We start from the raw sequence: 5,768 nt of genomic DNA, 5'->3' as shown, positions 1-5,768 counted from the left end.
TCTTTCATTTTTTTATCTAATTGTTTATACTTCATATGGGAGCTCCTTTTAGTCGGGTGGGCTCCTTTTATTATACAAAAACAACCGCACCTTGGGTGGTGCGGTTGAGATTTGAATTTAGGAAAACTTCTTAGCACTTTAAGAAGTTTTTTTGTGTTTAGTATTTAAATATTTCGCCCATAACCTGTTCTTCAATCCATTGATTGCCATCACGTGCTAATAAATCATGAGCACGTTTCGGACCGGATGAATAAGCAGCATAGCCTTCAGGACTCTCATTGCCTTTATGCTTTAGGATAGTTTCAACCAAACTCCAACTTAGATGGACTTGCTTAAAACTTGCGAATAAGGACTGATCGGAATCCATGGCTGCCTTGAGAAGACGCTCATACGCTTCCGGCGTATTTTCCCTATTTTCGTAATTACAGCTCTGGCAGAAATCCATAAAGACTGTCTGACTATCATGAGTTTGGCCCGGTTTTTTAATATTAAAACGAAGATAGACCCCTTCGTCCGGTTGAACTTTGATAATGAGTACATTAGGTTGTTCGTGGTCTTTTTGATTAAATTCAATCATAATCTCCGTGGAACGCTTATGCATACGTTTCCCCGTACGAATGTAGATAGGGGTATCTTGCCATTTAGGAAGTGATGAGGCAAGTTTTAATGCAACATAGGTTTCGGTTGTGGAGTCAGACTGCACCTTATCTTCCTGTATATAAGACTTCGAATCTTTATTTTCAAGATATTGACCGTACACTATATCATTTTCGTAATCTTTAACATACAGACTTTCCAACACAGCTTCTTGTTCACGGTGGATGTCAGCAGCATTAAATGCTTGTGGTTCATCCATAAGAACAATGGATAATAACTGAAGCAAGTGATTTTGAAACATGTCTTTTAAAGCACCTGTATGATCATAGTAATTCCCACGATTTTCAACACCAACCGTTTCCGCGGCGCTGATTTGAATATTATTAATGGATGCACCATTCCAACTATCCGCAAAGATCATATTAGAAAAACGAATCGTAAAGATGTTTTGAACCATTTCTTTCGCAACATAGTGATCAATTCGGAAGATACGATCTTCATCAAAGATATGCGTTAACGTATTATTGATATCGATTGCGGATTTTAAGTCATTTCCAAAAGGTTTTTCAATGATAACCTTGCTCTTGGAAACCAATTGATGACGCGCTAATTGTGTTGCAATTGTTTCAAAGAAAGAAGGTGCAACGGCAAAATAATAAAGAACGTGTGCTTGAGGATCAAGCGCCTCAAAATATGTTTTAAGTCGTGGATATCCTTCATCTTCCGTAAATGTCATTTTAAAATAGGACACGTATTCGAGAAAGACATCCAATGTTTCTTCTTTGACATCAAAACGAGCCTGTTCACGAAGCCATGGCTTTACCAACTCGTGGTATGCCGCTGTCGTTAAATCTTGTCGTCCAATTACAACAAGATGAAATGAATCAGGAAGACTCTTGGTTTCAAGAAGGTTATAAAATGCAGGTAACAACTTTCGGTAGGTAAGGTCACCCGTACCTCCGAAAATTGCGACTATATGATTATTTGCCTTCATTACTAGGATTCCATTCGTGGTGGAAACTACCTTGTTTATCAACACGTTCAAAGGTATGCGCTCCGAACAAGTCACGTTGAGCTTGAATCAAGTTTGCATTTGAACGACCATTACGGTATGCATCGAAATAACTGATTGCATTGGTAAAGGCAGGAACACTGATTCCAGATTGAATGGCAAGACCACACACATCACGTAAACTACCTTGATAATCAAGCAGACTTTCTTTGAATGATGCATCCAACATTAAGTTTTGTAACTCAGGATTTAATGTATAAGCATCTGTAATACGATTTAAGAATTTCGCACGGATAATGCATCCTTCACGGAATACTTTCGCAATCGCACCAAAGTCTAAGTCCCATCCATATTCAATGGATGCATTTTTCATCAAGTCAAAACCTTGTGCATAGGCAATAATCTTACTTGCATATAACGCTTGGCGAACTTGCTCGATAAAGGCTTCACGATCATTGATTTGTGCATGAGGTGCTTCAAACCCAAGAATATCTTGTGCTTGTACACGTTCTTCTTTTTTCGCTGAAATAAAACGTGCAAAGACTGCGGATGCAAGTAAGGAAGCATCGGTACCTGTATTTAATGCTTCTTCGGCTGTCCATTTACCAGTTCCCTTTTGAGCGGCTGTATCTAAAATAACATCCACCATGTGTTTACCGGTATCCGGATCAATTTCACCAAAAATCTGTGCTGTAATTTCAATTAAGAAACTATCAAGTTCACCGTGATTCCAATCGGTAAAGATTGCTTCAAGTTCTTCATTCGTAAAACCGCCAACATGTTTTAAAATTGAATAACTTTCTGCAATTAATTGCATATCTGCATATTCAATGCCATTATGAACCATCTTGACATAATGACCGGCACCATTTTCACCAATATACGTACAACATGGCTCACCTTGTGCTTTAGCAGAAACATCTTCCAATATATTTGAAACAAATTGATATGCGTCCTTACTTCCACCTGGCATAATAGCAGGGCCGAAACGTGCGCCTTCTTCCCCACCTGAAATACCAACACCTAAATAACGGAATCCGAGTGCTTCGATTTCTTGGGTACGACGAATCGTATCTTTAAAGTTTGAATTACCACCATCCATGATGATGTCACCCTTATTAAGGAGTGGAATTAAATTTTCAATTACTTTATCGACAGCAGGTCCTGCTTTTACCATTAGGATAATCTTGCGCGGAGCTTCAAGTGAAGTCACAAATTCTTCTAAGCTTTCAAAAAGGCTTAAATTTTCGTGTGGGTTTTCTTGAATTACTTTTTGACCAACAGCATATGTACGATTATAGATCGATACATTATAACCGTGATCAGCCATATTTAGGGCTAGGTTTGACCCCATGACTGCAAGTCCAATAACACCTATATCATTTTTTTTCATAATTACCTCCAAAGTCTATTACTATTGTACAAAAATCCAGGCTAATAAACTAGCCTAATAACTTAGACCAATATTAAAAAAAACGAGTGAGACTCGTTTTATTTTACTTATTTCGCTTTTCCTTGGTTTGCGACTGCTTCCATTTTAGCTTTCAGTGCTTCTTGGTCACCGAGGTAGTATTTGTTTACGACATTAAAGTCATTATCAAATTCATAAACTAAAGGAACACCTGTAGGAATGTTTACCTTCATAATTTCATCATCAGTCATATTGTCGAAGTATTTAACAAGTGAACGTAATGAATTACCGTGAGCAACAATAAGAACACGTTTTCCATCTAACATTTGAGGTTTAATTGTTTCTTCAAAATAAGGAACAGCACGTTCAATTGTTTCTTTTAAGGATTCGTGTAATGGTAAAATATCTTTATCTTCTACATTACGGTATGCTTCCATATTACGTGGAGCACGTTCATCGGTAGGATCTAATTCTGGAGGTTTCACATCAAATGAACGTCTCCAAATAAGAACTTGATCTTCACCGTATTTTGCAGCAGTTTCTGCTTTATCTAAACCTTGTAACGCACCGTAGTGACGTTCGTTAAGTCTCCAATCTTTAACGATTGGTAACCATGTACGTTCCATTTCATTTAAAATATTGTCCATTGTGTGGATTGCGCGTTTTAAGTATGAAGTATAAACGATATCGAAATCGTAACCTTCTTCTTTAAGCATACGTCCACCAAGTTTAGCTTCTTCTACACCTTTTTCTGAAAGTTCTACATCAGCCCATCCAGTAAAGAGGTTTTTTTCGTTCCATTCACTTTCACCGTGACGAACAACAACTAATTTCATCATAATCAATTCCTCCTAGTTCTTTAATCATTTTACACCATTCCTTTTCTAAAATCTACATTAACCAGATTAGTTCACAAACTTGAAAATTACACAAACAATTTTAGAGCATATGGTTTGAATTAACATAGTCAATAACTATATAATATAATTCGTAAAACATAGTGACTCAGGAGGTAAAATGTCATGACGAAGATTTTTGAAGATTTAGAACTTCGACGTTCTCGATATGGATTATCAAAGGAAGCGGTATTAACCGAAGATGAAGTAATTGAGTTGGTGGAGTCATCAGTACAACATACACCATCAGCATTTAATGCTCAAACACAACGCGCAGTCGTTTTATTTGGAAAACACAGTGATACATTTTGGGACTTAACACGTGAAGCATTACGTAAAGTAGCACCTGAAGAAGGCTTTGAAAATACTGTTGCGAAATTGGAAAGTTTTAAACAAGGTCAAGGTACCATTCTTTATTATATTGATACCGATGTTGTGAAGGGGTTACAAGACCAATTTGCACTTTATGCGGATAATTTCCCAATCTGGGCTGAGCAAGAGAATGGTATGTTGCAATTGGTAACATGGACTGCTCTTGCCGGAGCTGGAATCGGTGCATCCGTCCAACATTACAATCCAATTGTGGATGCAAGTGCTGCAGAGGCATTTGAAATACCATCAAGTTGGAAATTAGTTGCGCAAATGCCATTTGGTAAAGCAATTGATGAAGTCCAACCCAAAACACTACAAGATGTGAAGGGTAAAGTTAAAGTTTTTAAATAAGAATAAAAAAACAATCAGATAACTGATTGTTTTTTTTATTTCATGACTAGAAAGTGATGTGATTCATAGTTAAATCAAACACATAAACTAAATGGGCAAACTGCTACGATTAAACAATATGAATAAATCGTGATCCTGAGCCTTCTATTATAATATTCTGTTATACTTATAAAGTTGATTATACATCAATGTATGAGGGAGATAGGATGAAAAAAATATTTAAGAAAAAGTATACTAAATTATGTACAGCTTTATTTATTTTAGTATTCTCAGTTTATTTTTTAGGTAAGGAGAGAACTTTTGTTGAAGAGTTCGAAGAAATACAAACATTAGATGCAACTTATGAATTGAAGGAAGACCCTGAGATTTTTGTTGGTGATACAAAAATAGAATCAAAAAAAGTTGATGGTGAGCAAAAAGTTTTAGTGAAAAGAATTTACTCATCAAAAGATGGATATGCACGAACACCTCACAGAATAAAGAAAGGGTACTATCTAAAAAAGGAAGTAATTGACAAAAAAGAGATTACTAAAGAACCTAAGGATGGCGTGAGACTAATCGGAACCAAAGTTAAAACTGAGAAAGAAATTCATGATGAAAAATTAAGAGAGGGAAAACAGTTATCGGTTGGATTTGTAGAAGGGATATATCATTTCAGAATGAAAGCAGCCTCTGAATATAATAAGATGGAGATCACAATTAAAGATGCATATAACAATAAATATGTATCACCGAAGAATGTTATGATTTATAGAGGTAGTAGACATATTGCACTAACAACTGAAAATGAAATAAATAAAGCAACACGCGAAAACACGATTGAATACTTAGGCAATTTATATGATCGTAATGGTAAGAATTTGTCGAAAGTGCTTGATTTTGAAGAAGATTACACATATTACCTTGTTTGTATTGATAGTGATAAAAATACTGGGGTCGTAGGTGTTAAGGTCTATAAAGATTAGAGGAATATAAATTTATAAAAATCCCACCTGCAGAAAAGGAACTGACCTAGTTCCTTGGGACTAAAGAAAAAACCAAGTTAGGATGAAGTTAACCGATAATTTACGGGAGATTGATATCCTAGCTTTTCTTGTATTCGATTTTCATTGTAATATTTTAAATAGTT

The 5,768-nt window shown here is 35.9% G+C and carries 6 protein-coding genes; 2 read left to right on the top strand and 4 right to left on the bottom strand.

Translation table 11 applies throughout. The annotated features are described in order from the left end of the window. Positions 1 to 157: 157 nt before the first annotated feature. The 3 genes from zwf to gpmA all read right to left on the bottom strand — a co-directional run bounded on the left by zwf (position 158) and on the right by gpmA (position 3,862). Positions 158 to 1,591: a glucose-6-phosphate dehydrogenase gene (gene zwf, locus EPJ89_RS08630; RefSeq protein WP_125164772.1), complete on the bottom strand. Its 1,434-nt coding sequence runs from the start codon at positions 1,589 to 1,591 to the stop codon at positions 158 to 160. After that, positions 1,578 to 3,002, bottom strand: a complete 1,425-nt coding sequence (gene gndA / locus EPJ89_RS08625; protein ID WP_161636684.1) for an NADP-dependent phosphogluconate dehydrogenase — start codon at positions 3,000 to 3,002, stop codon at positions 1,578 to 1,580. The genes zwf and gndA overlap by 14 nt, the downstream gene beginning before the upstream one ends. A gap of 107 nt (positions 3,003 to 3,109) precedes the next feature. After that, positions 3,110 to 3,862 (bottom strand): 2,3-diphosphoglycerate-dependent phosphoglycerate mutase, encoded by a 753-nt coding sequence (gene gpmA, locus EPJ89_RS08620; protein WP_414017630.1) that lies wholly within the window; start codon positions 3,860 to 3,862, stop codon positions 3,110 to 3,112. 180 nt (positions 3,863 to 4,042) lie between these two features. Here gpmA and EPJ89_RS08615 point away from each other — a divergent pair, with 180 nt between their 5' ends. Then, positions 4,043 to 4,639, top strand: coding sequence for a nitroreductase family protein (locus tag EPJ89_RS08615; RefSeq protein WP_161636682.1), 597 nt, complete (start codon positions 4,043 to 4,045; stop codon positions 4,637 to 4,639). Positions 4,640 to 4,845: 206 nt separating this feature from the next. Then, a complete protein-coding gene (locus EPJ89_RS08610) occupies positions 4,846 to 5,604 on the top strand; it encodes a hypothetical protein (protein ID WP_200549541.1) in 759 nt (252 codons plus the stop codon). A gap of 77 nt (positions 5,605 to 5,681) precedes the next feature. Here EPJ89_RS08610 and EPJ89_RS08895 read toward each other — a convergent pair. Next, a partial coding sequence (locus EPJ89_RS08895; protein ID WP_330932732.1) for an IS3 family transposase occupies positions 5,682 to 5,768 on the bottom strand: 87 nt, incomplete at its 5' end.

Source organism: Erysipelothrix sp. strain 2 (EsS2-6-Brazil), from assembly GCF_016617625.1.
GTDB lineage: Bacteria > Bacillota_I > Bacilli_A > Erysipelotrichales > Erysipelotrichaceae > Erysipelothrix > Erysipelothrix piscisicarius.
The sequence above is the reverse complement of the archived record's forward strand: the minus strand, read 5'-3'. Positions and strand labels throughout refer to the sequence as shown.